General features: G+C 60.5%; 24 protein-coding genes. 10 read left to right on the forward strand and 14 right to left on the reverse strand.

Going from position 1 to position 25,205, the window contains the following annotated elements; all coding sequences use genetic code 11:
* Nucleotides 1-43: 43 nt before the first annotated feature.
* From AC1RO0_RS02075 to AC1RO0_RS02090, 4 genes are all read right to left on the reverse strand, one after another.
* Complete coding sequence (locus AC1RO0_RS02075; protein WP_498591319.1) at nt 44-508, reverse strand: GNAT family N-acetyltransferase; 465 nt, start codon at nt 506-508, stop codon at nt 44-46.
* 4 nt (nt 509-512) lie between these two features.
* A complete protein-coding gene (gene murI, locus AC1RO0_RS02080; RefSeq protein ID WP_498591320.1) occupies nt 513-1,313 on the reverse strand; it encodes a glutamate racemase in 801 nt (266 codons plus the stop codon).
* Nucleotides 1,294-2,136, reverse strand: coding sequence for an RNA methyltransferase (locus AC1RO0_RS02085; protein WP_498591321.1), 843 nt, complete (start codon nt 2,134-2,136; stop codon nt 1,294-1,296). Before AC1RO0_RS02085 ends, murI begins: the two co-directional genes overlap by 20 nt.
* 113 nt (nt 2,137-2,249) lie before the next feature.
* Nucleotides 2,250-2,831: a hypothetical protein gene (locus tag AC1RO0_RS02090; RefSeq protein WP_498591322.1), complete on the reverse strand. Its 582-nt coding sequence runs from the start codon at nt 2,829-2,831 to the stop codon at nt 2,250-2,252.
* Nucleotides 2,832-3,065: 234 nt separating this feature from the next.
* On the opposite strand from AC1RO0_RS02090, the gene AC1RO0_RS02095 reads away from it, so the two are divergent.
* Together AC1RO0_RS02095 and AC1RO0_RS02100 are read left to right on the forward strand one after the other, a co-directional pair.
* On the forward strand, nt 3,066-4,280 hold the full coding sequence (locus AC1RO0_RS02095) for an NADP-dependent isocitrate dehydrogenase (protein WP_007696360.1): 1,215 nt from the start codon (nt 3,066-3,068) through the stop codon (nt 4,278-4,280).
* Between the two features lie 119 nt (nt 4,281-4,399).
* Entirely contained in the window at nt 4,400-5,026 is a 627-nt protein-coding gene (locus AC1RO0_RS02100; RefSeq protein WP_498591323.1) for a glutathione S-transferase family protein, read from the forward strand.
* 46 nt (nt 5,027-5,072) lie between these two features.
* Here the strand turns inward: AC1RO0_RS02100 and AC1RO0_RS02105 are convergent, their stop codons facing one another.
* The 3 genes from AC1RO0_RS02105 to recA all read right to left on the reverse strand — a co-directional run bounded on the left by AC1RO0_RS02105 (nt 5,073) and on the right by recA (nt 9,978).
* A complete protein-coding gene (locus tag AC1RO0_RS02105; protein ID WP_498591324.1) occupies nt 5,073-5,924 on the reverse strand; it encodes an AraC family transcriptional regulator in 852 nt (283 codons plus the stop codon).
* Nucleotides 5,925-6,060: 136 nt separating this feature from the next.
* Entirely contained in the window at nt 6,061-8,721 is a 2,661-nt protein-coding gene (gene alaS / locus AC1RO0_RS02110; protein WP_498591325.1) for an alanine--tRNA ligase, read from the reverse strand.
* 171 nt (nt 8,722-8,892) lie between these two features.
* Nucleotides 8,893-9,978, reverse strand: a complete 1,086-nt coding sequence (recA, locus tag AC1RO0_RS02115; RefSeq protein WP_012651593.1) for a recombinase RecA — start codon at nt 9,976-9,978, stop codon at nt 8,893-8,895.
* Nucleotides 9,979-10,217: 239 nt separating this feature from the next.
* Here recA and AC1RO0_RS02120 point away from each other — a divergent pair, with 239 nt between their 5' ends.
* Together AC1RO0_RS02120 and AC1RO0_RS02125 are read left to right on the forward strand one after the other, a co-directional pair.
* Entirely contained in the window at nt 10,218-11,162 is a 945-nt protein-coding gene (locus tag AC1RO0_RS02120; protein WP_498591326.1) for a carbohydrate kinase family protein, read from the forward strand.
* A 46-nt stretch (nt 11,163-11,208) separates the two neighbouring features.
* Nucleotides 11,209-12,135, forward strand: a complete 927-nt coding sequence (locus tag AC1RO0_RS02125; RefSeq protein ID WP_498591327.1) for a pseudouridine-5'-phosphate glycosidase — start codon at nt 11,209-11,211, stop codon at nt 12,133-12,135.
* A gap of 9 nt (nt 12,136-12,144) precedes the next feature.
* Here the strand turns inward: AC1RO0_RS02125 and trpS are convergent, their stop codons facing one another.
* Nucleotides 12,145-13,164, reverse strand: a complete 1,020-nt coding sequence (gene trpS / locus AC1RO0_RS02130) for a tryptophan--tRNA ligase (protein WP_498591328.1) — start codon at nt 13,162-13,164, stop codon at nt 12,145-12,147.
* A gap of 306 nt (nt 13,165-13,470) precedes the next feature.
* The gene (gene cckA, locus AC1RO0_RS02135) at nt 13,471-16,086 is read right to left on the reverse strand and encodes a cell cycle histidine kinase CckA (RefSeq protein ID WP_498591329.1); all 2,616 of its coding nucleotides are present in this window, start codon (nt 16,084-16,086) and stop codon (nt 13,471-13,473) included.
* A gap of 289 nt (nt 16,087-16,375) precedes the next feature.
* Here cckA and AC1RO0_RS02140 point away from each other — a divergent pair, with 289 nt between their 5' ends.
* Entirely contained in the window at nt 16,376-17,242 is an 867-nt protein-coding gene (locus AC1RO0_RS02140) for a flagellar biosynthetic protein FliO (protein WP_498592358.1), read from the forward strand.
* A gap of 103 nt (nt 17,243-17,345) precedes the next feature.
* Here the strand turns inward: AC1RO0_RS02140 and dksA are convergent, their stop codons facing one another.
* Nucleotides 17,346-17,765 (reverse strand): RNA polymerase-binding protein DksA, encoded by a 420-nt coding sequence (gene dksA, locus AC1RO0_RS02145; RefSeq protein WP_007696378.1) that lies wholly within the window; start codon nt 17,763-17,765, stop codon nt 17,346-17,348.
* A gap of 280 nt (nt 17,766-18,045) precedes the next feature.
* Between dksA and AC1RO0_RS02150 the strand changes: the two genes are divergently transcribed.
* The 4 genes from AC1RO0_RS02150 to AC1RO0_RS02165 all read left to right on the forward strand — a co-directional run bounded on the left by AC1RO0_RS02150 (nt 18,046) and on the right by AC1RO0_RS02165 (nt 21,888).
* Nucleotides 18,046-18,537 (forward strand): SixA phosphatase family protein, encoded by a 492-nt coding sequence (locus AC1RO0_RS02150; RefSeq protein WP_498591330.1) that lies wholly within the window; start codon nt 18,046-18,048, stop codon nt 18,535-18,537.
* A gap of 126 nt (nt 18,538-18,663) precedes the next feature.
* Nucleotides 18,664-20,139: a YcjX family GTP-binding protein gene (locus AC1RO0_RS02155; protein WP_498591331.1), complete on the forward strand. Its 1,476-nt coding sequence runs from the start codon at nt 18,664-18,666 to the stop codon at nt 20,137-20,139.
* Nucleotides 20,136-21,224: a YcjF family protein gene (locus AC1RO0_RS02160; RefSeq protein WP_498591332.1), complete on the forward strand. Its 1,089-nt coding sequence runs from the start codon at nt 20,136-20,138 to the stop codon at nt 21,222-21,224. Before AC1RO0_RS02155 ends, AC1RO0_RS02160 begins: the two co-directional genes overlap by 4 nt.
* Nucleotides 21,225-21,336: 112 nt before the next feature.
* Nucleotides 21,337-21,888 carry a hypothetical protein gene (locus AC1RO0_RS02165; RefSeq protein ID WP_498591333.1) on the forward strand — a complete coding sequence of 184 codons (552 nt, stop codon included), beginning with the start codon at nt 21,337-21,339 and terminating at the stop codon, nt 21,886-21,888.
* A 66-nt stretch (nt 21,889-21,954) separates the two neighbouring features.
* Here the strand turns inward: AC1RO0_RS02165 and folK are convergent, their stop codons facing one another.
* Genes folK through folP form a run of 3 tightly spaced genes read right to left on the reverse strand, consistent with a single transcriptional unit; the run spans nt 21,955 to nt 23,697 of the window.
* On the reverse strand, nt 21,955-22,473 hold the full coding sequence (gene folK / locus AC1RO0_RS02170; RefSeq protein ID WP_498592359.1) for a 2-amino-4-hydroxy-6-hydroxymethyldihydropteridine diphosphokinase: 519 nt from the start codon (nt 22,471-22,473) through the stop codon (nt 21,955-21,957).
* Entirely contained in the window at nt 22,466-22,828 is a 363-nt protein-coding gene (gene folB, locus AC1RO0_RS02175; protein WP_007696397.1) for a dihydroneopterin aldolase, read from the reverse strand. The genes folK and folB overlap by 8 nt, the downstream gene beginning before the upstream one ends.
* Nucleotides 22,829-22,833: 5 nt before the next feature.
* A complete protein-coding gene (gene folP / locus AC1RO0_RS02180; protein WP_498591334.1) occupies nt 22,834-23,697 on the reverse strand; it encodes a dihydropteroate synthase in 864 nt (287 codons plus the stop codon).
* Between the two features lie 102 nt (nt 23,698-23,799).
* On the opposite strand from folP, the gene AC1RO0_RS02185 reads away from it, so the two are divergent.
* Complete coding sequence (locus AC1RO0_RS02185) at nt 23,800-24,420, forward strand: DUF922 domain-containing Zn-dependent protease (protein WP_498591335.1); 621 nt, start codon at nt 23,800-23,802, stop codon at nt 24,418-24,420.
* Nucleotides 24,421-24,794: 374 nt separating this feature from the next.
* On the opposite strand, the gene AC1RO0_RS02190 is transcribed toward AC1RO0_RS02185, so the two are convergent.
* Entirely contained in the window at nt 24,795-25,115 is a 321-nt protein-coding gene (locus AC1RO0_RS02190) for a 2Fe-2S iron-sulfur cluster-binding protein (RefSeq protein WP_498591336.1), read from the reverse strand.
* Nucleotides 25,116-25,205: the final 90 nt, after the last annotated feature.

Raw genomic sequence — 25,205 nt, forward strand, 5'->3', positions numbered from 1 at the left:
GACATCAAATATCGTCCTCCCCCAATACCGCCTTCACATTGCTCTATAAGCGATGCAACCGCGCTTCCCACTTGTAGAGCACGTCGGGCTCCTTCTCCTCATTGCCCGCCCCGTCCGACTCGTCAACAACCAAGAAGCCGTGTTTCTCGTAAAAACGCCGCGCTGCGACGTTTCGCTGAAAAGTCCAGAGTGAAAGCGACGGATAGGCGGATTTGGCGACCTCCAGCAACTGGGTACCGATACCGCGCCCCTGCGCATCGGGCAGGACGTAGAGCTGATCGATCCAATCCTCGAGGAAAGCGATGACGCCAACGAGGCGACCGTCCTCCTCTGCACCCCATATCTGGCAATCCTTAAAGACGACCGCGCTCCAGAAGCCGACATCCTCCTCCGACGTATGGAGCCCCGACAGCGTCGGAAGCCGCTCATCGAAGGCGGCCCGATGGACCCCGGCCGCAGCCGGCATGTCAACGAGATCGAGTTTCCGCAATGAAATCGTGCCAGCCATATCGTTATGCCCTCAACCCAAAGCCCTGCATCAGCCGTCGTGTCGGAAAATCCGGCGTGCCGGAGGTGAAGACGGCGAAATCGTAAGTGTCGGGATGAACGGCATCGGCTACCTGCGGCACCAGGCTGCGGGCGCGACGCGCGATCGCCTCGGCCGGGTCGAGCCAATCGACCGGCCAGGGCGCAAGCCTGCGGAAGATATTGGCCATGAAAGGATAATGCGTGCAGGCAAGCACGACGATATCGGTCTTGCGGCCATCCATCTCGACAAAGCACTGACCGACTTCGGAGAGCACAGCATCATCGGAAACCGTGCCGCCGCGAATATAGGCTTCCGCTATGCGCGCCAGATTTTCCGAGCCGACGAGCCGGACATGGCATTGCGTCGCAAAGGACTGGATGAGATCGCGGGTATAGGCGCGCTTGACGGTGCCCGGCGTCGCCAGGACCGAGACGAGACCGGAGCGCGTCCGCTCCGCCGCCGGCTTGATGGCCGGCACGGTGCCGACGAAGGTCATTTGCGGATAAGCGGCACGCAAGTCGGCACCGACAAGCGTGAAGGCGGTATTGCAGGCGATAATGCAGATTTCCGGATCGTAATCCGCCAAAAGCTTGGCGAAGAGACCAACTATGCGCTCGCGCAACGCCTGCTCTTCCCAGTCGCCATAGGGGAAACCGGCATCGTCGGCGACATAGATGAAACCGCGCTCCGGCATCAACACCCTCGCCTCGCGCAGCACCGTCAGGCCACCAATGCCCGAATCGAACATCAGAACCGGTTTCAGCTCATTCGCCGTTGCTGTCATCGCTTGTGGTTTCCTTGGGTGCAGCGGAGGATCTGGGATGCGAGCCGCTGCCGCGCGGAGATTTTCGCGTGAAGCGGTCGAGGGACGAGATCACCCCGCGCAAGACGCTGATTTCCTGTTCGGTAAACGCCCGGCGCGAGAGGACCGCACGCAGATTGTCGATCATTTTCGGCTTTTTCCCGGCGGGATGGAAATAGTTGCGCGCATCCAACGCTTCTTCGAGCTGGTCAAACAGACCGAAGAGCTGCTCCTTGGTCGAAGGGCGCTGCTCCATCGCCTGGAAGGGAACGGCGGCAACATCCTCCATGCCGGTCTTCATCCATTCATAGGACATCAGCAGCACGGCCTGAGCGATATTCAGTGAAGCAAAGGCGGGATTGACGGGAAAGGTCACGATCTCGTCGGCCAGCGCCACTTCCTCGTTCGTCAGCCCCCAGCGTTCGCGACCGAAAAGGATGCCGGTGCCCTCGCCCGCCCTGAATCTCGCCCGAAGCGTCTCGGCAGCAACCACCGGCGACCGCACCGGCTTGAAGCCGTCACGCTCGCGTGCCGTCGTCGCGTAGACGAAGTTGAGATCGGCAACCGCCTGCTCCAGCGTCTCGTAGACCTTGGTCGCCTCGATGATGTGATCGGCCTTGGAAGCGGTCGCCTGCGCCCTTTCGTTGGGCCAGCCGTCGCGCGGGTTGACGAGGCGAAGCTCGGCGAGGCCGAAATTCGCCATGGCGCGCGCCACCATGCCGATATTTTCGCCCATCTGCGGCTCGACCAGAATGACGGCCGGCCCTTCGGCCAGAAGTTGACGCTCGCTATTCGTGCCTGCCATGACGCCTTTCCCCATGCGCGGACCATATCGCGCAAATCACGGTCGCAATAACGAGACAGGCGGCAATCGGCAAGACTTTTGAGCCTCGGCCCGTTCAGGCTGTATCCAGAGACTTATTTCTGATCCGGTTGTTTCTGCTGCTGGTCCGCCGACTGCTGTTGCTTGACGATATCCTGCATAACGGATTTCAGCGAATTGGACTGACCGCCCTCATCGACCGTGATGATGTCGTCGATGACGGGCTTGCCTGTCTCCTGAATGACCTCGAAACGCACCGTGGTCACCGCCTGACTAGCGGCGTCCGAGCCCTGGCAAGCCAAAGACTTGAAGGTCGCTACGACCTCCGTCGTCTCGCCCTTGGGGGCTTGCGGGGCGATATTCAGGTCCTGTAGCGGACATGCATCCTGACCGCCGACAATGACGTCGTAGTCAAAGGGTGAAATGCCATCCTCGTCGGCAGCGGGAAACTGTGCCGCCGCCTTGTATTTCGCAATGAGATCCTTGCTGTAGCGCTCATCCAGCCTGCTCTCCTCGAAAATATCCTGCCAGTCGCTGTCGCCGCCCGCCCAGTTGGACACAGTGGCGTCCATCACTTGCCTGACCGGCGTCGTCACATCGGCCGCCGCGGCCGGGCCTGCACTGAGCGAGAGGGGAAGGAAAACAGCGAGAAGCGCGGCAGCGACAATTTTCTGCATGATTAAGAATCCATAACGATCAGCGAAGCATGCGCGCGACATTAGCCGCATCCGTCGCTTTGGCAATGGTTCGTCCTGCAAAAGCAAACGGCGCGATGAGGAGGATGTGATGAGCAAAAACGCCGCTTTGGCGCCTCTTTGGCTTTGCGTTCGGAACTTGCGATGCTATAGCGCTCGAGACTTCATATCACTCACGGGGACATCCGCCCCCATCAGCTTAAACGAGGCAGAAGCATGAAGAAGATCAAGGTCGCTAACCCCGTTGCCGATCTCGATGGCGACGAGATGACTCGCATCATCTGGCAGTTTATCAAAGACAAACTGATCCATCCTTACCTCGATATCGATATCGACTATTACGACCTCTCGGTCGAAAACCGCGATGCGACCAACGACCAGGTCACCGTCGACGCCGCCAACGCCATCAAGAAGCACGGCGTCGGCATCAAGTGCGCGACGATCACGCCCGATGAAGATCGCGTCAAGGAATTCAACCTCAAGCAAATGTGGAAGAGCCCGAACGGCACGATCCGCAACATCCTCGGCGGCGTCATCTTCCGCGAGCCGATCATCTGCAAGAACGTACCGCGCCTCGTTCCCGGCTGGACCAAGCCGATCGTCGTCGGCCGTCACGCCTTCGGCGACCAGTACCGTGCAACCGATTTCAAATTCCCCGGCAAGGGCAAGCTGACCATCAAGTTCGTTGGCGAAGACGGCGCAGTCATCGAGAAGGAAGTCTTCGACGCTCCTGGCGCCGGCGTGGCAATGGCCATGTACAACCTCGACGAATCGATCCGCGAATTCGCCCGCGCTTCGATGATGTACGGCCTGATGCGCAAGTGGCCGGTTTACCTCTCGACCAAGAACACCATCCTCAAGGCCTACGACGGCCGCTTCAAGGATATCTTCGAAGAGATCTACCAGAGCGAATTCAAGGCGAAGTTCGACGAAGTCGGCATCACCTACGAACATCGCCTGATCGACGACATGGTCGCTTCCGCGCTGAAGTGGTCCGGTGGCTATGTCTGGGCCTGCAAGAACTATGACGGTGACGTTCAGTCCGATACGGTCGCCCAGGGCTTCGGCTCGCTCGGCCTGATGACCTCGGTTCTGCTGACGCCAGACGGCAAGACCGTCGAAGCCGAAGCTGCTCACGGCACGGTTACCCGCCACTACCGTCAGCACCAGAAGGGCCAGGAAACCTCAACGAACTCGATCGCCTCGATCTTCGCCTGGACCCGCGGCCTCGCGCATCGCGCCAAGCTCGACGACAACGCCGAACTCGCCAAGTTCGCAGCGACGCTCGAAACCGTTTGCGTCGACACCGTCGAATCCGGCTACATGACCAAGGATCTAGCGCTGCTGATCGGTCCCGACCAGCCGTGGCTCTCCACCACCGCCTTCCTCGACAAGATCGACGAGAACCTGCAGAAGGCCATGGCTGCCTAAGCCTCGGCAACATCAAAGCTTACGGAAACCCGGCCTCAGCGCCGGGTTTTCTTTTGCCGGAAAATCTTGCCGCCACGCGTTGCGGATGGCAAGAATGGCAGAACAAAAGGGAGGAACGCATGACCGAGGAACTCGTTTTCTACACCAACCCGATGTCGCGCGGGCGCATTGCCCGCTGGATGCTGGAGGAGATCGGTGTGCCCTATCGCACCGAATATCTGGACTTCGGCACGACGATGAAGGCGCCCGAGTATCTTTCGGTGAACCCAATGGGCAAGGTACCGGCGATCAAGCATGGCGAGACCGTCGTCACCGAAGGTGCTGCTATCTGCGCCTATCTGGCCGAAACCTTTCCGCAGGCGGGCCTTGCACCGACGGCAGCGGAACGCGGCCGCTATTTCCGCTGGATGTTCTTCGCCGCCGGACCGATGGAAATGGCCGTCACCAATCGTGCCCTCGGCTTCGAAATTCCGTCCGAGCGCTTGCGCATGGCCGGTTGCGGCAGCCTGGATAATGTCTTCGACACGCTAGAGCAGGCAGTAACCGCTTCGCCCTACATTACAGGCGACCGTTTCACGGCCGCCGACGTCTATGTCGGCTCCCATATCGGCTGGGGTCTCAACTTCGGCACGATCGAAAAACGGCCGGCCTACATCGATTACTGGAACCGCGTCAGCAATCGCGATGCCTATCGTCGCGGCAACGACATCGATAACGCGGCGATGCCGAAACAGGAAAATGGCTGAAGAGACAAAGATCTACAGCCATTCTCTCAAGCGAGACTCCATGCCGCTATTGCAACGGCATGTAGATTTCGGTCAATAACTCCGTCGGCTGCACATCACGCGGATTGTTGAGGTATTCCTCGAACATCAATGCGTCACGCAGCTGGCGACCGGAAGCGGGCAGCCATTCGGCATAGAGCCACTGATAAGCCTTGTACATATCCGCATAAGGGCCTTTGTGCCGCAACACCGCATATTCACCGCCATCGACTGTCCGACGCTCCAGCGGAGCGTTGGCGGCTACCTCCTCGCTGGCATTGACGCAGGCATAGGAGCGCAGTTTCTCCGCCGAAACGACATCCGGGTCGTCGAGATAGACACCGATCATCCGCATATCGGGCCTGGCAAGGCCACGAGCGTACAGCGTACCGAACAGGGTTTCGAAAGCCTGGCCGATCTGCATGTAGGGGCCGGTATGGGAAACGCCGATCAGCGAGAGCGGGGAAATGGTGCGAAGCGTGACGTCGAACATAAGCCTGATCCTTCCTTGGGTGCTGGGTTCGAAGATCGTGTGGCTTCCCTCATTCCGATATCGCGCCGGCGGCATGCCGTAGACGGATTTGAAGATGCGATTGAACGATTGGAGGTTGGGATAGCCCGACCGCTTTGCAATGTCGCCGACGACAAGATCGGTGTTGACGAGATCGCCGGCGGCACGGTGCAGCCGCAACCGCTTGACGGTCGCGGCCGCCGTCTCGCCATAGATCGCCCGATAGATCCTGTGCCAATGATAGCTGGACATACAGGCGATCTCGGCAAGTCTCTCCATATCGAGCTCTTCGTCCAGATGCTCGTGGATATAGGCCGAAACCCGCCGCAGACGGGTTTCATAAAGCGCCCATGCCGTTTCGCCGTTCATGTCAGCCCCCTTGCAAATCGATCGGCCCCAAGGAACCATAACTCGATTTGACAAATCCTGCTGAGTTTCGGGCACAAACAAAACGGCGAGGGTTATTCACCCCCGCCGCTTATCAATCTTCAATGAAATCTAGGCCTTAGCCGGCGAGTGCAGCAGCAACAGCCTCGATCGCCTCATCCGCCTTGTCGCCATCCGGTCCACCGGCCTGGGCCATGTCGGGACGGCCACCACCACCCTTGCCGCCGAGAGCGGCAGAGGCGATGCGGACGAGATCGACGGCGCTGAAGCGGCCGATCAGATCGTCGGTGATGGCGACAACGGCGCTGGCCTTGCCGTCTTCGGAAACGCCGATCAGCGCAACGACGCCGGAGCCAAGGCTGGTCTTGCCGTCATCGGCGAGGCCCTTGAGATCCTTCGGATCGACGCCGGAAATGGCCTTGCCGAGGAACTTGACGCCGCCGATGTCGCGGACTGCATCGGCGGAACCGCCCTGGCCGCCGCCCATGGCAAGCTTACGCTTGGCATCTGCCAGTTCACGCTCCAGCTTACGGCGCTCATCCATCAGTGCTTCGACGCGCGAAACGACATCGGTCGGCTGCACTTTTAGCGCGGTGGCAAGCGCCTTCACCCGGTCGTCCTGTTCAGCCAGATAATCACGAGCGGATTCGCCGGTGACCGCCTCGATGCGACGCACGCCAGCACCAACGGCGCTATCGCCGAGAATGCGGATAAGGCCGATCTGACCGGTGGCAGCGGCATGTGTACCGCCGCAAAGCTCGATGGAATAAGGCTTGCCGGCCTTCGCACCGCGCACGCCCTGCCCCATGGACACGACGCGCACTTCATCGCCATACTTTTCACCGAACAGCGCCATCGCGCCTTCGGCAATGGCATCGTCGACGCTCATCAGGCGCGTCGATACCGGCGAATTCTGCAACACGATCTCGTTGGCCATATCCTCAACGATCTTCAGCTCCTCCGCCGACATCGGCTTTGGATGAGAGACGTCGAAGCGCAGGCGCTCGGGCGCAACCAGCGAGCCCTTCTGCGCCACATGGGTGCCCAGCACTTCCCGCAGCGCTTCATGCAGCAGATGGGTCGCCGAATGGTTGGCGCGCAGGCGCGAGCGCCTGTTGTGATCGACGGTCAGGACGACGGCATCGCCGGCCTTGATCGTGCCGTCCGAAACCGTGGCGATATGCACGAACAGGCCCTCGCCCTTCTTTTGGGTATCGCTGACCGCAAGCTTGCCGTTGTCGCTGGAGATGACGCCGGTATCGCCCATCTGACCGCCGGATTCGCCATAAAACGGCGTCTGGTTGACGATGATCTGCACCTTATCGCCGGCGGAGGCGCTGTCGACGGCAACACCGTCCTTGACGATCGTCTGGATCACGCCTTCGGCAACTTCCGTGTCATAACCGAGGAACTCGGTGGCGCCGTGCTTTTCCTTGAGCTCGAACCAGATGGTTTCGGTCGCCTTGTCACCGGAGCCGGTCCAATGCGAACGTGCCTCGGCCTTCTGCCGTTCCATCGCATCGGTGAAGCTCGAGATATCGACGCCGATGCCGCGGGCGCGCAGAGCATCCTGCGTCAGGTCCAGCGGGAAGCCATAGGTATCATAGAGCTTGAAAGCGGTTTCGCCGTCGAGGCTGTCGCCCTTATGCAGCTCCGAAGTGGCATCGTTCAGCAGCGACAGGCCGCGTTCCAGCGTCTTGCGGAAACGGGTCTCTTCGAGCTTCAGCGTCTCGGAGGTCAGCGCTTCGGCACGCACAAGTTCCGGATAGGCGCGGCCCATCTGCTGCACCAGCGCCGGCAACAGCCTCCACATCAACGGTTCCTTGGCGCCCAACAATTGCGCATGGCGCATGGCGCGGCGCATGATGCGGCGAAGCACGTAACCGCGGCCTTCGTTCGACGGCAGCACGCCGTCGGCGATCAAGAAGGCGGAGGAACGCAGGTGATCGGCGATAACGCGATGGCTGGCGCGATGCTCGCCTTCGGCCTTGACGCCGGTTGCCTCTTCCGACGCCTCGATCAGCGCCCGGAACAGATCGATGTCGTAATTGTCATGCTTGCCCTGCAAGACAGCCGCAACGCGCTCGAGACCCATGCCGGTGTCGATCGACGGCCGCGGCAGATCGACCCGCTCCTGCTTGGTGATCTGCTCGAACTGCATGAAAACGAGATTCCAGATCTCGATGAAGCGGTCGCCATCCTCTTCCGGCGAGCCGGGAGGTCCGCCCCAAATATGATCGCCATGGTCGTAGAAGATTTCAGAGCACGGGCCGCAAGGTCCGGTATCGCCCATCGCCCAGAAATTGTCGCTGGTGGGGATGCGGATGATCCTGTCGTCCGAGAGGCCGGCGATCTTCTTCCAGAGGTTAAAGGCGTCGTCGTCGGTGTGATAGACCGTCACCAGCAGGCGCTTGGCGTCGATGCCGAATTCCTTGGTGATCAGGTTCCAGGCGAGCTCGATGGCACGCTCCTTGAAATAGTCGCCAAAAGAGAAATTGCCGAGCATTTCGAAGAAGGTGTGGTGACGGGCGGTATAGCCGACATTGTCGAGGTCGTTATGCTTGCCACCGGCGCGCACGCATTTCTGCGCAGTCGATGCCGTCGTATAGGGACGCTGCTCCAGGCCGGTGAAAACGTTCTTGAACTGCACCATGCCTGCATTGGTGAACATCAATGTCGGATCGTTGCGCGGCACGAGCGGGCTCGACGGCACGATTTCGTGGCCGTTCGTCTTAAAATAGTCGAGGAAGGTCGACCGGATTTCATTCACACCGCTCATGTTTGGCCCTTCAGTATGCCTTCGGCAAGTCCTATCAAAGTCAGTGGCTTTTATCGTTCGCTCCCGGCCCTGTCCAGCCGCACAAACAAAACCGGCCGCACATCCCTTGGACAATACGGCCGGTTTTGAATTTTAGTCCTATATCAGAGCCTGGAAAGGCTCCGGAAACCGCTATTCAGCGGCAGCTTCGCCGTCATCGGCATCAGGCCCGCCATTCTGCAGGAAGCGGTCGGCGATCAGGCCGGCATTCTGGCGTAGCGACAGTTCGATCTCGCGGGCAAGATCCGGGTTGTCGCGCAGAAAGAGCTTTGCGTTTTCGCGGCCCTGGCCAAGACGCTGGCTGTTATAGGAAAACCAAGCACCGGACTTCTCGACAATGCCGGCCTTAACGCCGAGATCGACCAGTTCGCCGGTCTTGGAAACGCCTTCGCCATACATGATGTCGAATTCCACCTGCTTGAAGGGAGGCGCCATCTTGTTCTTGACGACCTTGACGCGGGTCTGGTTGCCGACCACCTCTTCGCGCTCCTTGACGGCGCCGATACGGCGGATGTCGAGGCGGACGGAGGCGTAGAACTTCAGCGCATTACCACCGGTCGTCGTTTCCGGCGAACCGAACATGACGCCGATCTTCATGCGGATCTGGTTGATGAAGATCACCATGGTGTTCGACTTCGAGATCGAAGCAGTGAGCTTGCGCAGTGCCTGACTCATCAGGCGGGCTTGCAGGCCCGGCAGGCTGTCGCCCATTTCGCCTTCGATTTCGGCGCGCGGCGTCAGCGCGGCAACGGAGTCGACGACGAGAACGTCGATGGCACCGGAGCGCACGAGAGTATCGGTGATCTCAAGCGCCTGTTCGCCGGTGTCGGGCTGCGAAATCAAAAGGTTCTGCAGGTCAACACCGAGCTTGCGGGCATAGACCGGGTCGAGCGCATGTTCAGCGTCGACGAAGGCGCAGATACCGCCCTTCTTCTGGGCTTCAGCGATCGTCTGCAGCGCCAGTGTCGTCTTACCGGAGCTTTCCGGCCCGTAGATCTCGACGATACGCCCCTTCGGCAAGCCACCAATGCCGAGCGCGATATCGAGGCTCAGGGAGCCGGTGGAAACTGTTTCGATTTCGACCACGTTCTCGTTAGAGCCGAGCTTCATGATCGAGCCCTTGCCGAACGACCGCTCAATTTGAGAGAGCGCCGCTTCAAGTGCCTTGCTTTTATCCACCGATTTGTCCTCTACAAGCCGCAAAGAATTCTGAGACATTCGATCCACCTTTAGGTTATTGAAGCCGCTCAAGCAATGTCGCCGCTGATGAGAATTGTGTACTCGATTTGTTCTCTTTTCGCAAGAGCACAACAAGCAATTGAAAGAAAAAGGTAAAATGAATTTCGTTCTACATTTGTTTTCTTCTTTCATCCCAAGCACTTACGTACCCTCGCCGACCAATTCCGGCATGTTATCAACCGCTTCGATTCGCCTTTTTGGCCGCTGAGGAGATCGATATGGCGAAGAAGATTCTCGTTTTGGGCGGCGCTCATATTGATCGGCGCGGCCGCATTTTCGGCGATACGGCGCCCGGCGCCAGCAACCCCGGCGCCTGGTTCGAGGAGGCGGGTGGCGGCGGCTTCAACGCGGCGCGCAATCTGGCTCGCCTCGGCTTCGACGTACGGCTGATCTCGCCGCGCGGCGGTGATCCCTCGGGCGAGATGGTGGCGGAAGCCGCAAACCATGCCGGCGTCGACGACAAGCCCTTCGTCTTCCTCGATCGCAAGACGCCAAGCTATACGGCGATCCTTGAGCGCGACGGCAATCTGGTGATCGCGCTTGCCGACATGGAGCTCTACAAGCTGTTCGTACCGCGCCGGCTGGCGATCCGCGCCATCCGCGACGCTTTCGAGGCCACCGATCTGATCCTCTGCGACGCCAACCTGCCGGCCGATACGCTAAGCGCAATTGCCGCGCGGGCATCCACCTACGGCAAGCCATTGGCCGCAATCGCGATTTCGCCGGCCAAGGTCGTGCGCCTGAAGCCCTGCCTTGCCGGGATCGACCACCTTTTCCTCAATGAGGCGGAGGCCGCGGCACTGACGGAAAGCCGGCCGGACGATCCGCGTGATTGGGTTGCCGAACTGCGCGCGCTCGGCCTCAAGAGCGGTGTGATCACCCGTGGCAAGCGCGAGTTGATCGCCTTTTCCGGCGATACCACCGTCAGCCTGCAGCCGCCAGTGGTGGATGAGATCGCCGATGTCACCGGCGCCGGAGATTCGCTGGCCGCCGGCATTCTCGCCGCTTTGCTTGCCGGCCATGATCTCGCCGAGGCCGTGCGTCACGGCGCAGCGGCCGCTGCCATTACCGTGCAATCCCCTTTCGCCACGGCGGAAAATTTGTCGCCCGCGCTTCTGAAGGCGATGTTGGCTCTTGTTCCGCAAGCCGTAATTCTGTCATGAAGCGCATTGATTTCGCATTTCCTGTTTCAGCCGATTGGACTAGACCATGACCAAACCCATTTCCCCCCTGCTGCCGATCTCCTATTCAAAGGAAGTAGCCGCCGCCAAAATGCGTGGCGCGCCGCTGGTGGCGTTGGAATCGACCATCATCACCCATGGCATGCCCTATCCCGGCAATATCGAGATGGCGCAGAGCGTCGAGGCGATCATCCGCCAGGAAGGCGCCGTACCGGCAACGATCGCCGTCATTCATGGCGTCCTGCATATCGGCCTGGAGCCGGAAGAGCTGGAAGCGCTCGCCAAGACCGAAGGCGCGATGAAGGTATCGCGCGCCGACCTCGCCTTTGCCATCGCCGAGCGCCGCACGGGCGCGACAACGGTTGCCGCGACAATGATCGCCGCCGCCCGCGCCGGCATCAAGGTTTTCGCCACCGGCGGCATCGGCGGTGTGCATCGCGGCGCTGAGGAAAGCTTCGATATTTCCGCCGACCTCGAAGAACTCGCGCGCACCGGCGTCATCGTCGTCTGCGCCGGCGCCAAGGCGATCCTCGACATCCCAAAGACGCTGGAAGTGCTGGAAACCCGCGGTGTTCCCGTCGTCACCTACGACAGCGCCGAATTCCCGGCCTTCTGGTCGCGTTCTTCCGGCCTGTCGAGCCCGCTGACACTCAACAGCCCGGCGGCGATCGCCAATTTCCAGGCAACCCGCGAACAACTCGGCATCGACGGCGGCATGCTGATCGCCAATCCCGTGCCGGAAGCCGCCGAAATCCCGCGCGAGGAGATGGAGATCTATATCGAACGCGCGCTCGACAGCGCCGAACGCGACGAAATCGTCGGCAAGGCGGTCACTCCCTACCTGCTCAGCACCATCTTCGACCTCACCGATGGCCGCAGCCTGAAGACCAACATCGCGCTGGTCGAAAACAACGCGCGCCTCGCCGCCGAAATCGCGGTTGCCCTGGCGGAATAGCGCTGCTCATCAGGTCAACCTGAAGAGACCGAGAGCGGCGCGCAGTTCGTCAAGCGTCGCCTCGGTCCGCTCCCTTGCGTTCAATGTACCCTGCCGCAGCAGGTCCAGAACATAACCCGGATCGCCCGCATAACGGGCACGTCTCTCGCGAATGGGCGCGAGTAGCGCTTGCAGCACATCTTCGAGGTGCCGTTTCACCGCCATGTCGCCAAGGCCGCCCTTTCGATATCGCGCTTTCATCTCATCGACCAAATCCCGATCTTCGGCAAACGCATCCAGATAGGTGAAGACAACGTTGCCTTCGACCTTACCCGGATCGGCTGCGCGCAGATGATCGGGATCAGTGTACATCCGCCGCACCGCCTGGCGAATATCGGCCGGTGAGGCAGAGAGCGGGATAGCGTTGCCCTGCGATTTGCTCATCTTCGCCTTGCCATCGACACCCGGCAGGCGCCCCACAGTCGGGATCATCGCCTCGGCTTCGAAAAGAATCTCGCTGCCGACCTGCCGATTGAGACGACGCACAATCTCGTTGGTCTGCTCGATCAACGGAGCCTGATCTTCGCCGACAGGAACGATCGTCGCCTTGAAGGCGGTAATGTCGGCGGCCTGGGAAACCGGATAGCAAAGGAAGCCCGCCGGAATATCGCGTTCGAAGCCGCGAAGCTGTATCTCAGTCTTGATCGTCGGATTGCGTTCAAGCCGACCGACAGTCACAAAATTCAGATAGAGCAGCGTCAATTCGGCGAGCGCCGGCAAGGCAGATTGCAGGCAGATGGTGGTCTCAGCCGGATCGATCCCCACGGCGAGATAATCAAACGCGACTTCCAGGATATTGCGGCGGACCCTGTCCGGGTCATCGGCATTATCGGTCAGGGCCTGCGTATCCGCGAGAAGCAGGTATTGCCGATGGCTGTATTGAAGGGCGACGCGGTTCCTGAGGGAACCAACATAATGGCCGAGATGGAGGGGACCGGTTGGGCGATCGCCCGTCAGGATGACCGGGCGGCTATCAATGGGTGAAGACATTGTTGGTGCTCCTAAAAGGAACCACCGCGATCGGGAAGAATGTCGAGAAATGGACCATGTCTGCCGGATCACGGCGGCAAGGGTCGATTTCAAGAAATGACGACTGCCGCTCCTAGAAGGAGCGCCACCACATCCGCAGACTGGGATTTGCAAAGTCGATCATGGCTGCTTGATGCCATGGATCGGATAAAAATGGCAATCGGAATATCGAGATTCCCTGGTCGGCATCATGACATCGCCGCCTACTTACGCTCAATCTCTAGAGAAAAAATCCTGTGAAAACAAAATTTTACGGCAATCTCTTCATTAGTGATCCAGCGTCTCCCGGACCACCACCGCAAGCTGCTTCAGCGAGAACGGTTTCGGCAGGAAGCCGAATTTGGCGTCGGCCGGCAGGTTGCGGGCGAAGGCGTCCTCGGCATAGCCGGAGACGAAGATGAACTTCATGTCCGGATATTTCTTGCGCAGTTCTCCCAGCAGCGTCGGTCCGTCCATTTCCGGCATGACGACGTCGGACACGACGACATCCACCTGGCCGTCGAGTTCTTCCATGATCTCGAGCGCCTCGACGCCGGAGCCGGCCTCGTAGACAGTATAACCACGCGTCTCCAGCATGCGCTTGCCACCGCGCCGCACAGCCTCTTCGTCTTCGACCAAGAGGACGACGGCCGACTTGCCGGTGAGATCCGCCGGTTCTTCCGGCGGAACGACGGCGGCGACGCTCTGATCCATTGCGGAGATATCGCGGCTCTCGGGCGTCTGGCCTTCCGTCAGGGCCGGCATTTCGACGATATGGCGCGGCAGGAAGATGTGGAAGGTCGTGCCCTTGCCGACTTCCGATTCCGGATGGATATAGCCGCCGGACTGCTTGATGATGCCATAGACCATGGCAAGACCGAGACCCGTGCCCTTGCCCACTTCCTTCGTCGTGAAGAACGGCTCGAAGATCTTGTCCATGATTTCCGGAGCGATGCCCGTGCCGGTGTCGTTGACCTCGACCAGCACCATCTCCTCATGCGGCAGATAGGCATAGTTGAAGGCTGCGACATCGGCGGCCGGCAGATTGCGGGTGCGCAGCGTCAGGGTGCCGCCACCCGGCATGGCATCACGGGCGTTGACGCAGAGATTGATCAGCACCTGCTCGAACTGCGACAGATCGGTCTTCACGGGCCAGAGATCGCGGCCATAGTCGACGTCGAGCTTGACATGCGTGCCCGACAGCAACCGTTCCACCAGCATGCGCAGGTCACCGATCACGTCGGTCAGATTGAGGATCGTCGGCCGCATCGTCTGCTTGCGCGAGAAGGCGAGCAACTGCCGAACCAGCACGGCGGCGCGGTTGGCATTGCGCTTGATCTCCATCAGATCCGCGAAGCTGGCGTCCGCCGGACGGGCCTGCAGCAGCAGATGGTCGGAAGACAGCAGGATCGCCGTCAGCACATTGTTGAAATCATGCGCGATGCCGCCGGCAAGCGTGCCGACCGCATTCATCTTCTGCGTCTGTGCCATCTGCGTTTCCAGAGCCTTCTGCTCGGTCACTTCAACGGCATAAACGATGGCCGCCTCTTCCGGTGCCTCGTCGGTCTGATCGATGACGGCATTGATATAAAACCGGAAATGCCGCGTATCGTCCTTCGGATTGCGGGAATCGATCGGTGGGATATCGCCCTGCCGGTCCTTGGCGGCGGCAAGCGCGCCCTCGAGCCGTGGGCGGTCGGTTTCGTTGACGATCGTTTCAAGCGCAGCGCCGCGCTCGATATCGTCGCGCGACACGAGGTCGGAAAAGAGCTTCAGGAAGGGCGCGTTCGTGCGCAGGATACGCCCCGCGCCATCGACCGAGGCGATCGCCATAGGCGTGTTGTTGAAAAAGCGGCTGAAACGCATCGCCGCGACGGAAGCCGACTGATCGTTGTCGCCGCCATTCTGGCGCGTCAGAACGATGGTCCGGCTTTCGCCCGGCGCACCGTCGCGCATCGAGGTAACGCTGTGAACGATCTGCACCGGCAGGCTCTGGCCGTTGGCGCGGCGCAGATCGAGATCGAGCGTCACCGTCTTCTTCAGCCCCGGTTCAGCCTGCACGGACTGGATCAGCGTCAGGCCCTCGCCCGCGACGAGATCGCCGACGCTCATCGAGCCTGGCGTGAACTTGGTGAGATCGAAGCCCAGCCATTCGGCAAGCGTCGCATTCAGATAGAATATCTCGCCCTTGCGCCCCGCCGAGAAGAAACCCGCCGGCGCATGATCGAGATAGTCGATGGCATTCTGCAGCTCCTTGAAGAAGCGCTCCTGGTCATCGCGTTCCGAAGTGATGTCGATGATTTGCCAGATATGCAGCGCCTTGCCGCGTCCCTGCTCCGGTGGGAGAACGCGCGCCTTCAGGCGATACCAATGCGCGCCATTGCCATTGCCTTCCGCAAGCCCGAGCGGCTTCAGCAACCGGAATTCCTCCGATCCTTCCTTGCCGTCACGCAGGCCATTGGCCAGGCGATAGAGCGCCTCGTTCGATTCCCGGTTGCGCGACAGCAGCGTTTCCAGCGACTGCACCTCGGTCGCCTTGGCGGCGCCCGTCAACCGGCCGTAGGCGGCATTGGCGTAGACGATGCGGCCTTTTTCGTCGGTGATCAATGTACCGTCCGGATGGCTGTTCAGGAAGGAGCGCGCCAGGCTGTCGGACTGCGTCTGCGGCATCACCTCGACGAAGCCAATGATGGACGACACGAGAAAGAAGATGCCGACCATGGCGAGAATGCCGAGCCCGCCAAGCACGGCTTCATTGTCGAGCTCGTCCTTGAAGACCACAAAAGCAGCGGCAGCAGCCACCAGCACCAGCGCCAGCAGGATGATGCGCAGCACGGTGCCCGAACGAACCCCGCGGTCCACCAGCGGTACGCTATACTCGTCGGACGGACGCTGCTTCGTCATGGACCCCTCGTCTCCGTCCTCCTCCTTGTCGCGTCGTGCACTTGACGGATCGCCGGAATCGGACCTTTCGAATCATCTTTAGCAATTTGCCGCCTCAGCAAAAAGCTTTGCGGAGGCAGAAAGGCTTGTATTCACAAGGAAGAGCGCTGAACAGCGAACGATCCTATCTTGCCTCGAAGGTGGACCTGTCCATATGATTGCCTCATATCAGGACAAAGAGGAAGGCGCGCGGCCAGTCGTATACCACGGCAAGGCTGCGACATCGGGGTTAATTACGGAGTATCTCGACATGTGGGACGAAATCGCCGGGGCCTATGGCAGCCGCTTCCTTCTTGCAGCCGGTGGAGTGGGCATCGCCCTTCTGCTGCTGATCGGCATCCTTTGGATCCTGCGCAGCCGAGCGCCGTCGCCCTTCGTGCGGGGCGGAAAGAACCGCCAGCCGCGCCTGCAGGTGCTGGACGCCGCCGCCGTCGATGCCCGCCGCCGCCTCGTGCTGATCCGGCGCGACGGCATCGAACACCTCATCATGATCGGCGGCCCGACCGATATCGTCATCGAATCCGGCATTTCCGATCCAAGCAAGGCCGCGGCGCAGACACCGCTCCCGGTCGAATTGCCAGCCGCAGCTGAACGACGGCTGGAGCCGGTGCCGGAACTCCCACGCCTTGACCGCCCAGCGCCCGAGGCTGCGGAAGCCAAAATCGAAGCCTATCTGAAGGCTGAGCCGACCGTTGCCGTCGCGCCGGCAATCGAGCGGGCGCAGCCGGTTGCGGCCCAGCCACCGCGCCCGCAACAGCCCGCAGCAGCCGTACTCAGCGAGGCGGAGGCAACCGAGATATTGGATGCGGCGCGCCATGTCGTCCTGCCGCAAGAACCGCCCCGCCCCGCGCCCGCCGCCCCGGCAGTTGCAGCGCCACAGGCGCGCGAACCCGGCAGCGATTTCCAGCGCGTGCTGGAAGCGGAAATGGCAAACAATCTCACCGCCGAGCGGATCATTCCGAACGTGCAGCCGCAACCGCAAATACAGCAGCAACCCGCAGTCGCCCCCGCGCAGCGCCGCGACCCCGAACTCGCACCGATCACCGGTTCGGACGCAGCACTTCAGAAGGAAGTCGCGCGCATTTTCGGCGAAATGAGCGTCAACCGCGATAAGTAATCGGTATGCGGCCGCAATAGGTTCTGCGAAGACACAAAAAAGGCACGGCGGAGATTTCCGTCGTGCCTTAATTTTTTGCAGTCCGATTTTAGCCGGACGGTGCTTATTCGTCCTTATAAACTTTTTCGCGGCGCTCATGGCGTTCCTGCGCTTCGATCGACAGGGTAGCGATCGGGCGGGCATCGAGGCGCTTCAGGCCGATCGGCTCACCGGTTTCTTCGCAATAGCCGTAGGTACCTTCATCGATCCGTTGCATGGCTGCATCGATTTTCGAGATCAGTTTCCGCTGGCGGTCCCGAGCCCGGAGTTCGATGGCTCTGTCGGTTTCCGAGGAAGCCCTGTCGGCGAGATCGGGATGGTTTGCGCTTTCTTCGGCCAGATGCTCGAGCGTTTCGCGCGCTTCTCTTAGGATATCATTCTTCCAGGCTACTAACTTTGCTCGAAAGTAGGCCCGCTGCCGCGAATTCATGAACTCCTCGTTTTCCGAGGGCACATACTCGCTAAGATCGATCTTCTCACTCAACGCGATTCTCCTGAAGAACATCTCATATGGCGGGGTGTATATCCCAACCGATAGTATCGGTTCAAGCCAAATAGACGCTGTAAACCGATTTTTAATTTTGTCATAAAATTCGGCTAACGGTCTATTTTTTCATCATATTCTTGAAATACCGAATTTGTGCTGTCGCCGTAACCTTCGCGTGATGGGTCGCCAAGTACCCGTATCACCAATAGTTACGCAGTTGACGACGCATGGGATGAAACGATACGTCAAAGGATAAATTCAGCATGGGAATTTCGCCATGACCAGCATCTCACCGCCGCCTTCCAGGATTTACCTGTTGCGTCATGCCCAGGCTCAGCACGCCGCCCCCGGCCAGCGGGATTTCGACCGACCGCTGAGCGACGATGGCTATGCGGCGGCCGAGATCGTTGCCGACAAAGCCGCCGACAAGGACTACAAACCGGATCTCGTCATTTCCTCAACGGCGCTGCGCTGCCGCCAGACCGCCGACGCGGTCCGCCGTGCCATAACCCCGCCTCCTGAAGTCCGTTTCGTCGACGCGCTCTATAATGCGACGCTCGAGGTCTATCTTGAAATCATCTCCTCGCAGGCAACCGAGGATTCCGTGATGCTGGTCGGTCACAACCCGATCATCGAGCAGACACTCGAAGCCCTGATCGGCCATGATGCGCTGATCGCAGCCCTGCCCGGTGGCTTCCCGACCGCCGGTCTCGCCGTGATCGACGCAACATCCTCCGGCTGGATCCTGAGCGAATTCATCACCGAATAGGGCCGGTTGGAAAATATCAGGCCAGGCGATGATTTAGTGAGTTTTGATCTATAAAGCCTGCTCATCTTTTCGGCGCTTGCATTGCTTCCTATATTGACGACCACGCAGTCATTCAGGGATCCCGCCTTGCCGCCAAGCCTGACCTCCTTCACGGACGACGCCCGGATCGCCTTCGACAACCTGGTCGACCGCACAACCGGCCTCGTCAATCCGACCATTCGTCTTGGCGTCACCGGCCTGTCGCGCTCGGGCAAGACCGTGTTCATTTCCTCCCTGGTACACAATCTCCTGAACGGCGGTCGCCTGCCGCTGTTCGAGCCAGTGCAATCCGGCCGCGTCTCCGCCGTTCGCCTGGAACCGCAACCAGACGACGCCGTGCCGCGCTTCCAGTATGAGGATCACATCCGCGCGCTGGTGAAGGAGCGCATCTGGCCGGATTCGACGCGGGCGATCTCCGAGCTGCGCATCACGCTGGATTATCAGAGCGCCAGCGGCTGGAACCGTCTGTTCTCACCCGGCCGCCTTTCCATCGATATCGTCGACTATCCCGGCGAATGGCTGCTTGATCTGCCTTTGCTGGCCAAGGACTTCCGCACGTTCAGCGAGGAAACGCTGGCGCTCGCGAAGACCGGCGTCCGCGCCGAACTCTCTCAAAAGTGGCTGGCAATGACGCAGGCGACCGACATCGCCGCACCAGCGGACGAAATGACGGCGCGCGATCTCGCCACGAGCTTTGCCGACTATCTCAAGGCCTGCAAGTCCGACGAACGCTCTCTATCGACCTTGCCGCCCGGCCGCTTCCTGCTTCCCGGCGATCTCGATGGCTCACCGGCGCTGACCTTCGCACCGTTGATACCCGCGAACGAAACCATTGCGCAGAAGGGCTCGCTCTGGGCAATGATGGAACGGCGCTACGAGGCCTATAAGTCCGTCGTGGTCAAACCCTTCTTCCGCGAGCACTTCGCCCGGCTGGACCGGCAGATCGTCCTGGTCGATGCGCTGCAGGCGATCAATCGTGGGCCGGAAGCCGTGCAGGATCTCGAGCGCGCCCTGACGGATGTGCTTGCCTGCTTCCGTCCGGGTACCAACTCCTTGCTATCGTCTCTGCTCGGCCGCCGTATCGACCGCGTGCTGGTCGCGGCAACCAAGGCCGATCATCTTCATCACGAAAGCCACGACCGGCTGGAAGCCTTGACGCGCCGCCTGGTGGAGCGTGCCATCGACCGGATCGGCATGGCCGGCGCAGGCATCGACGTCATGGCCATCGCCTCCGTGCGCGCCACACGCGAGGCGACGGTCAAACGCGACGGCCAAACCCTGCCCGTTATCGTCGGGACACCCATGGACGGAGAAACGATTGGCGGCGAGCGCTTCGACGGCAATCGCAAGACGGCGGTCTTTCCCGGCGACCTGCCGGAAAATCCGCAATGGCTGTTCGATGCGCTTGACCCCGGCGCGACAAATGTCCATCTGCCCGAGGTGAACGTGGTCCGCTTCCGTCCGCCAGAGCTGGACGAGACCGGCGGCGGCATCAAACTCTCCGTGCCGCATATCCGCCTCGACCGCGCCATGCAGTTCCTGTTCGGAGACCGCCTCGCATGACGAAACCGACAGAAGACGATCCCAAGGGCCTTTCGCGCCGTCCCGCCGCCTTTTCGCTGGAGCCCGAAACCGCAAGAGACGTTGCTCACACCAAAACGGCAGCAGAGATACCGCGCCGCAAGCCGCAAAGTTTCGACACCGAGATCGTTCTGACGCCGGACGAAGAAGATCCGTTCCTCAATCCTGCCCTCTCCGCATCCGAAGCCGAGGCGGCCATTGCCGTGCCGCGCCGCCGCAGATTCTCCTTCGGCAAGGTCGCCCTCAGCGCCTTCGGCATTCTCGTATCGCTCGCCTTCGGCCTGTGGACCGACGAATTGATTCGCAACCTGTTCAGCCGCGCCGACTGGCTGGGCTATACGGCACTGACCGTGCTCGCCATCGGCATCCTTGCGGTCCTTGCCATCGTCGTGCGCGAAACGGCCGGTATGATGCGGCTCGCGGCGGTGCAGACGATCAAGGCGGAAGCAGACGCCGCCGTTGCCGAGACGCGCCCGGCGCGCGCGAAAGCGCTGGTCCAGCGTCTCTGCACCCTGCTGGAAGCCAACCCGGCAACGGCAAAGGGCCGCGCAACGCTGAAAGCCGCCGAAGACGATATCATCGACGCGCCGCACCTCATCGACCTTGCCGAACGCGAGCTGCTCGGACCGCTCGATCGCAGTGCTCGTACTCTCATTCTCGGCGCGTCGAAACGCGTCTCCGTCGTCACCGCCGTCAGCCCGCGGGCGTTGGTGGATATTCTCTACGTGCTCTACGAATCAGCCAAATTGGTCCGCGCCATGGCGGAGCTTTATGGCGGCAGGCCCGGCGGGCTCGGCATGCTCAAGCTCATGCGCGATGTGCTCGCCCACCTCGCCGTCACCGGCTCCATCGCCGTTGGCGACAGCATCGTGCAGCAGTTGGTCGGCCACGGCCTTGCCTCGAAACTCTCGGCCCGACTGGGCGAAGGCGTCGTCAACGGCATGATGACGGCGCGTATCGGCATCGCCGCCATGGATCTCTGCCGCCCCCTGTCGTTCAAGGCATTGAAGCGGCCAGGGATCGGCGATTTCGTCGGAGACCTCGCCCCGAACATCACCGGCCGCTGAATGTCGTAAATGCCCGCAAAAGCGGCTTTCCCCTCCATAAGAAACCAAGCATTAACCATTCTAAGGCAAAAGTGGACACTAGTTTCAGGTTCCTCTTCGTTAGGGAATGTCCATGTTTTCGCGCCAGTTTCTTCTTGTTAGCGGCTTTGCCGCCGCGGCCCTTTCCTTAGGTGCCTGGGTACATTCAGCCGATGCTGGATCCCGTGATAAAGCCTTCTTCCAGTCCGTCGCCGGCTCTTGGCGCGGGCCGGGCGAGATCGTCGCCGGCAAATACAAGGGCACGAAATTCACCTGCAATCTGACGGGTCAGGCGCTTGATGGCGGCTCGACGGGCGTCAAGCTCGACGGCACTTGCCGCGTCGGCGTATTCCAGCAGCCCATGTCGGCGGAAATCACCCAGAACGGCGGCAGCTATGGCGGCAAGTTCCTGGACGGAGCGGCGGGTAAGGGCCTCGACATCACCTCTGGCACCGTCAACGACGGCACGGTTGTCCTCGGCCTCAATCGCCAGAAGCTGAACGGCGCTATGATCGCCCGCGTCACCGACAACAAGTCGATGAACGTCACGATCTCCGTCAAGGTTGGCGAACAGATGGTGCCGGTGATCGGCGTCACGTTGCAGCGCGCCGATGTCGACCAGATGGCAGTGGGCTCGATTCAGTAAAATACTGGCATATCGTTATCTATGAAAAAGCCGGCCTTGATATGCCGGTTTTTTTTGCTTTCCAGCTCAGGCCGAACGCCACCAATCGCGGTTTTCATCCGCGATCTCGATTCCCTGCACGTCCACCGCGCCCAGCCAATCCTTCACCGTTCGTCCCTTGACCTCAAGATCGGCGGCGAAATCCGCAAGTGGCATCAGCACGAAGCCGCGCTCGGTCATGCGCGGATGCGGGATCGTCAGCAAGGGTTCGGCACGTTCGACATCGCCATAGGTCAGAACATCGATGTCGATGGTACGTGGCCCCCAGCGCTCCAGCCGCACCCGCTTCATCTCGCGCTCGATATTCAGGCAGACATCAAGCAGTGCTTCCGGCGGCAGCGTCGTATCGACGGCAGCGCAGGAATTATAGAAGAAGGATTGATCGGTCTTGCCCCATGGCGGCGTACGATAGACCCGCGAAACCGCGACAACACGGCAGTCAACGCGCGCATCCAGGGTCCGCAAGGCAAGCGCCATGGCCCGCACGGGATTGTCGAGGTTACCGCCGAGGCCGAGAGTGGCACGCGAAAGACCAGCTTCAGGCAAAGTGTTCAACGCTCACCTGCACATAATCAAGAACGCCCGGAACCGGCGCATTCGGCTTGCGCACGGTGATCTTCGCCCGGCGGATGTTCGGAAACCGCCGACACAGTTCCTTGGCGACGTCGAGCGCCAGTGCCTCGATCAGATAGCGGCGGCGGCCGGTGACGATTTCCTCGATGACGCTGAAGGCGATGCCGTAATTGACGGTATCGCCGATCGAATCCCGATCCAGCGCATCGCCGCCATCGACATCGAGTTCGGCATCGACGAAGAAGCGTTGGCCGAGGAATTCCTCTTCATCATGCACGCCATGGCGGGCAAAGAAGGCACAGTTCTGAAGGGTGATGGTGTAGATCATATCGCTTATGGCGTCCTGCCGCCTAATTTCGCCCGTGTCCTAAGGATAGCATCCGCGACTGCCAGGGCATCCCTGTTAATTGCGACATTGTGTACCCGAAAAATCGCGGCGCCCTGCAAACGCAGTATAGCACTGGTCGCCGCCGTCCCCACATCGCGCTCCGATGCGTCACGCCCGGTAATCGCACCAACGAAACGCTTGCGCGACGTGCCGGCCAGCAGAGGCAATTCGAAGCGCAGCAGCGCGGTGAAGCGCGCCATCAGCTCCAGATTCTCCTCGGTATCCTTGGCAAAACCGAAGCCGGGATCGAGTACGATATTCTGTCTGTCCACGCCGGCCGCAGCGGCGATATCGAGCGATCGGCTCAGAAACAGTACCTGGTCGTCGATGACATCAGTGAGTTTCTGCCTCTCGCGGCCGGTATGCATGATGCAGAGCCCCGCGCCCGTCTGCGCCGCCAATGCGGCGATCTCCGGCTCGCGCTGCAAACCGAAGACGTCGTTGACGATATGCGCGCCCGCACCAATCGCCAGCCGTGCCGTATCGGCGCGATAGGTGTCGATGGAGATCAGCGCATCCGTCTTGCCACGCAGCGCCTCGATGACCGGCAGCACTCGCCCCTGCTCTTCCGTGGCGCTGACGGCGTCAGCGTTCGGTTTGGTCGATTCTCCACCGATATCGATGATATCAGCCCCCTCCTCGACGCAGGCAAGCGCATGGGCGACGGCCGCATCGACGGCTTCATAGTGGCCGCCGTCGGAAAAGGAATCCGGCGTTACATTGACGATCGCCATGATGACGCTGTGCTCGCCGAGATCGAGCCTGCGCCCATGTGCGACATGCCAGCTATGGCTGCGAAGCTCCGTCACGAACCGTCCATCCCATTGAAAATGAAAAAACCTCGCGCCCGATATTGCGCTCGCAGTGGCTATGCCGCAAGCTTGATCGAAGTTCAACTGGTAGCAGCATGAATGCCGTTTGCATCCCGCCACATCCGCGTTCCGCTCATCCTGTTGCTTCTGTGCGGCATTTCCGGCGTGGCGGAAGCGGAGGTGATCGCTCGCAAATCCGTCTCTTATTTCGACATCAAGGGCAACAGTGCCGATACGCTCGATGCGGCGCTGAACGCGCGCGGGCCGGTTGCCATGGGCTCCAGCAGTCATCACCCCGGGGCCACTAAAATCCGCTTCGGCGGTAATGCCACCTATGAGCAGAGAGACGGACGTTGCCATATCGCCGGCGTCAAGGTCACGGTCGACACCGAAATCATCCTGCCGCGCTGGCGCGACCGCCGACATGCAAGCCGACAGCTGTCCATGATCTGGGATACGCTCTCGGCCGACATTCGGCGCCACGAGGACCGGCATGTGGACATCGCGCGCCAGCATGCGCGCCGGATGGAACAAGGAATTCTCGCTCTGCGGCCAGCCCGGGATTGCGATACGCTGCAGGCCAAGGCGAACGACGTGACCGCGCGGGAGACGGAACTCCATGACAAGGACCAGGCCCGATTCGACCGAATCGAAGCGCTGAATTTCCAGAATCGCATGCAGCGACTGCTGACCTACCGCGGCCAGCGGCGTGGCGAATAAGGATCGCCAAGGCGGTTTTCCACCGAAATCACGCTTTAATCACAGCCACCTGTGTGAAAACTGTCACTATTAGCTGTGAATCGTTCACCAGTTTCACTCTTTGAACTTTACGAGAATCTAAAACAGGTTCTTCCTAGTACTTACAGCGCTGATCCGATGCTGGCGGATCGAAATGCGAAAAAGAAAAAGCTTTTCGCAAAGACCTGTCAGAGTTCTGCTCTTGATGCACATATCCAGGTGTTCTCCTGGCGCGTCCTGAAACCCACAGGTGTTTCCTCCCTTGCCTGTTGGTGATGCGCCCGCCTTGCCTCGCTCGCTGCGACAAGCTGAGCGAGGCATCTTTTTGCCAATAGCATGGAAAGATTGCCTGTTTATCAGGCCTGACGTTCGGGAACGTGCACGACGAGACCGTCGAGCACCTGCGTCATCTTGATCTGACAGGAGAGCCGCGAGCTCGGACGGACATCGAAAGCGAAGTCCAGCATGTCCTCTTCCATCGGCTGCGGACCGCCCACCTTCTCCACCCACTCGTCATCGACATAGACATGACAGGTGGCACAGGCACAGGCGCCGCCGCATTCGGCGTCAACGCCGGGAACGGAGCTGCGAACGGCATTCTCCATCACTGTGGAGCCATCGTCGGCATTGAGGTCAAAACGCGTGCCGTCGAAAGCGACGATGGTCAGTTTGGTCATGTGAATGAATTCCGGTATTCGTGTGTGAAGGATGATCCGGAATTTTTCTTCCACCAATTCCCGGAGGCAGTCAACATTTGCGCCGCCGAA

The organism is Rhizobium sp. GW821-FHT14E12, assembly GCF_058803745.1.

Excerpts from the sequence above, each read along its gene's own strand:
- AC1RO0_RS02105 (WP_498591324.1), bottom strand. The coding sequence starts at position 5,924 with ATGAACGGCGAAACGGCATGGGCGCTTTATGAAACCCGTCTGCGGCGG.
- AC1RO0_RS02160 (WP_498591332.1), top strand. The coding sequence starts at position 20,136 with ATGACGAAACCGACAGAAGACGATCCCAAGGGCCTTTCGCGCCGTCCC.
- AC1RO0_RS02125 (WP_498591327.1), top strand. The coding sequence starts at position 11,209 with ATGACCAAACCCATTTCCCCCCTGCTGCCGATCTCCTATTCAAAGGAA.
- AC1RO0_RS02085 (WP_498591321.1), bottom strand. The coding sequence starts at position 2,136 with ATGGCAGGCACGAATAGCGAGCGTCAACTTCTGGCCGAAGGGCCGGCC.
- AC1RO0_RS02165 (WP_498591333.1), top strand. The coding sequence starts at position 21,337 with ATGTTTTCGCGCCAGTTTCTTCTTGTTAGCGGCTTTGCCGCCGCGGCC.
- recA (WP_012651593.1), bottom strand. The coding sequence starts at position 9,978 with ATGTCTCAGAATTCTTTGCGGCTTGTAGAGGACAAATCGGTGGATAAA.
- AC1RO0_RS02140 (WP_498592358.1), top strand. The coding sequence starts at position 16,376 with ATGTGGGACGAAATCGCCGGGGCCTATGGCAGCCGCTTCCTTCTTGCA.
- AC1RO0_RS02100 (WP_498591323.1), top strand. The coding sequence starts at position 4,400 with ATGACCGAGGAACTCGTTTTCTACACCAACCCGATGTCGCGCGGGCGC.
- cckA (WP_498591329.1), bottom strand. The coding sequence starts at position 16,086 with ATGACGAAGCAGCGTCCGTCCGACGAGTATAGCGTACCGCTGGTGGAC.
- AC1RO0_RS02095 (WP_007696360.1), top strand. The coding sequence starts at position 3,066 with ATGAAGAAGATCAAGGTCGCTAACCCCGTTGCCGATCTCGATGGCGAC.
- trpS (WP_498591328.1), bottom strand. The coding sequence starts at position 13,164 with ATGTCTTCACCCATTGATAGCCGCCCGGTCATCCTGACGGGCGATCGC.
- AC1RO0_RS02150 (WP_498591330.1), top strand. The coding sequence starts at position 18,046 with ATGACCAGCATCTCACCGCCGCCTTCCAGGATTTACCTGTTGCGTCAT.
- folB (WP_007696397.1), bottom strand. The coding sequence starts at position 22,828 with ATGATCTACACCATCACCCTTCAGAACTGTGCCTTCTTTGCCCGCCAT.
- AC1RO0_RS02185 (WP_498591335.1), top strand. The coding sequence starts at position 23,800 with ATGCCGTTTGCATCCCGCCACATCCGCGTTCCGCTCATCCTGTTGCTT.
- alaS (WP_498591325.1), bottom strand. The coding sequence starts at position 8,721 with ATGAGCGGTGTGAATGAAATCCGGTCGACCTTCCTCGACTATTTTAAG.
- AC1RO0_RS02075 (WP_498591319.1), bottom strand. The coding sequence starts at position 508 with ATGGCTGGCACGATTTCATTGCGGAAACTCGATCTCGTTGACATGCCG.
- AC1RO0_RS02190 (WP_498591336.1), bottom strand. The coding sequence starts at position 25,115 with ATGACCAAACTGACCATCGTCGCTTTCGACGGCACGCGTTTTGACCTC.
- AC1RO0_RS02120 (WP_498591326.1), top strand. The coding sequence starts at position 10,218 with ATGGCGAAGAAGATTCTCGTTTTGGGCGGCGCTCATATTGATCGGCGC.
- AC1RO0_RS02090 (WP_498591322.1), bottom strand. The coding sequence starts at position 2,831 with ATGCAGAAAATTGTCGCTGCCGCGCTTCTCGCTGTTTTCCTTCCCCTC.
- murI (WP_498591320.1), bottom strand. The coding sequence starts at position 1,313 with ATGACAGCAACGGCGAATGAGCTGAAACCGGTTCTGATGTTCGATTCG.